This window comes from Streptomyces alkaliterrae, from assembly GCF_007097205.2.
GTDB classification, from domain to species: Bacteria; Actinomycetota; Actinomycetes; order Streptomycetales; family Streptomycetaceae; genus Streptomyces; species Streptomyces alkaliterrae.
Genome location: NZ_VJYK02000493.1, coordinates 1 through 2,536 on the forward strand (window position 1 = coordinate 1; position 2,536 = coordinate 2,536).

The following is a 2,536-nucleotide window of genomic DNA, read 5'->3' on the forward strand; positions in this document are numbered from 1 at the left end:
GCTCGCGGCAGTGGAGATCTTCGCGGCTCGGTCGGGGGCGGGCGGGTGCTTCTTCGCGCTGCCGACGATGGCGACGGGGAACGCTATGTTCCGCCGGTTGCTGGACTGGCTGGAGCGGCTGCCGGACGAGGACGCCGAGCGTGGGGCGCACGCGGTTTTCCTGGCGCATTCCAAGTCCGCTCTGAATCCGCGCTACACCGAGCTGATGCGCGGCACGGGCAAGCCGGTGGCGGTGGACATCGACGGTCCGGCCGACAGCTGGGAGTACCGCGCTGACGCCCGTACGGACTCGGCGGAGCTGGTCGCGCACCACTGGCTGCGTGGCCGCAAGAAGGGCATGCTTTCGTCCTTCGTGGCGGGCACGGTGGACCAACTCCTCTTCAGCGCGCTGAAGTCGCGGCATCTGGCGCTGCGGCATCTGGCGCTTGCGGGGAAGGTGGTCGTGGTCGACGAGGCGCACGCATACGACACCTACATGAGCGCCTATCTGGACCGGGCGCTGTCCTGGCTGGGCGCGTACGGCGTACCGGTGGTGGTGCTCTCGGCGACGCTCCCGGCTGGACGGCGCGCGGAGTTGGCGCGGGCGTACGCGGGAGAGGACGTGCCGGAGGCCGCTTTCGCGGAGGTGCGGACGGCGGCGGACTACCCGTTGATGACCGCCGTGTGCCCCGGCGGGGCGCCCATGCTCCGCAGACCCGAGGCGAGTGGACGCGCCACGGAGGTGTGGCTGGAGCCGCTGGGGGACGACCCCGCCGCGCTCGCCGACCGCCTCGTGGCGGAACTCGCCGAGGGCGGCTGTGCGTTGGTGGTGCGCAACACCGTCGACAGGGTGATGGACACAGCCGCGCAGCTGCGTGAGCGCTTCGGTCCGGACGCGGTGACCGTTGCCCACTCCCGTTTTGTGGACCTGCACCGCGCGGAGAAGGACGCCGGTCTACTGGCCCGTTTCGGCCCGCCCGGGGAGTGTGACGGTCACCGACCCGAGGGGCCGCACGTCGTGGTCGCCAGCCAGGTGGTCGAGCAGTCGCTTGACGTGGACTTCGACCTGTTGGTCACCGATCTCGCGCCGGTGGACCTCGTCCTCCAGCGGCTGGGCCGGCTGCACCGCCACCAGCGTGGCGAACAGCAGCACGACCGGCCACCGCGGCTTCGCACGGCCCGCTGCCTGGTCACCGGGGTCGACTGGGCAGCGGAGACACCCGAACCGGTGTCCGGTTCCCGCGTGATCTACGGCGCGTACCCGCTGCTGCGCTCCCTCGCGGTGCTCCTCCCTCACCTGGAGCCGGACGGGCCGCCGGTGCGCCTTCCGGACGACATCAGCCCGCTGGTGCAGACCGCCTACGGGGAAGGCCGGCCGGAGCCGGACAGCTGGCGACACCTGGTCGAGGCGGCGGCACAGGAGCACGAGAGGCTCCGCGCCGCGCAGCACCGCAAGGCCGATGACTTTCGGCTGGCGGAGGCCGGACGGCCTGGACGGGCTCTGCTGGGTTGGGTGGACGCGGGTGTCGGTGACGCCGACGACACTCGCGCGGGACGCCAGCAGGTACGGGACACTCCGGAGACACTGGAGGTTCTGGTCGTGCAGCGCACGGCGGACGGGGAGTTGCGCACACTTCCAGGCCTGCCGGACGACGAGGAAGGTCGCCGCGGCGGCCTCTCGCTGCCGCTCGACGCCGTACCGCCTCCGCGGCTGGCCAGGATCGTCGCCTCCTGCGGGCTGCGCCTGCCGTACCAGTTCTCCTTCCGCAAGGTCGCGGATCAGGCGATCGAGGAGCTTGAGCAGCTGTGCGTTCCCGCCTGGCAGCAGCGGGAATGCCACTGGCTGGCCGGCCAGTTGATCCTCGCCTTGGACGAGGAGTGTCAGTGCCGGCTGGCAGGCTTCGAGCTGCGTTACACCCGCGCCGACGGTCTTGAGGTGACCCGTGCCCCCTGACACCACCACAACACCGATGCCCATCCCGCCGCCGTCCGCGGTGTCCTCCTTCGACCTCACCGCCCAGCCCTGGCTGCCGGTGCTGTACACCAGCGGCGATGAGGGGGTGGTGTCCCTCGCCGGAGTGCTCGCGGAGGCGCACGGGATCCGGCGGCTGGTCGGCGACGTGCCGACACAGGAGTTCGCGCTGACCCGGCTGCTGTTGGCGATCCTGTACGACGCACTGGACGACCGTCTGGAGACGATCGCCGACTGGGCCGAGCTGTGGCGCCAGGACACGCTGCCCGTGGCGGAGGTGGCGGCCTACCTCAGGCGTCACCGCGAGGGCTTCGACCTGCTGCACCCGACCAGGCCGTTCTTCCAGGTCGCCGACCTGCGCACGGCAAAGGACGAGGTGTTCGCGTTGGACCGCATCGTCGCCGACGTGCCCAACGGTGACAGGTTCTTCACCATGCGGTCCGGTGGTGTCGACTCGCTGTCGTTCGCGGAGGCCGCACGCTGGTTGGTGCACTCCCACGCCTACGATCCCTCCGGCATCAAGTCCGGCGCGGTGGGCGATCCTCGGGTCAAGGGCGGCAAGGGCTACCCGCTGGGGGTGGGATG

2 protein-coding genes are annotated in these 2,536 nt (G+C 71.1%); both read left to right on the forward strand.

Features of this window, described 5'->3' with window-relative positions:
- A partial coding sequence (gene cas3 / locus FNX44_RS25985) for a CRISPR-associated helicase Cas3' (protein WP_143651421.1) occupies positions 1 to 1,933 on the forward strand: 1,933 nt, incomplete at its 5' end.
- Between the two features lie 16 nt (positions 1,934 to 1,949).
- Positions 1,950 to 2,536: type I-E CRISPR-associated protein Cse1/CasA (casA, locus tag FNX44_RS25990; RefSeq protein WP_143651422.1), on the forward strand; the 587-nt coding region annotated here is incomplete at its 3' end.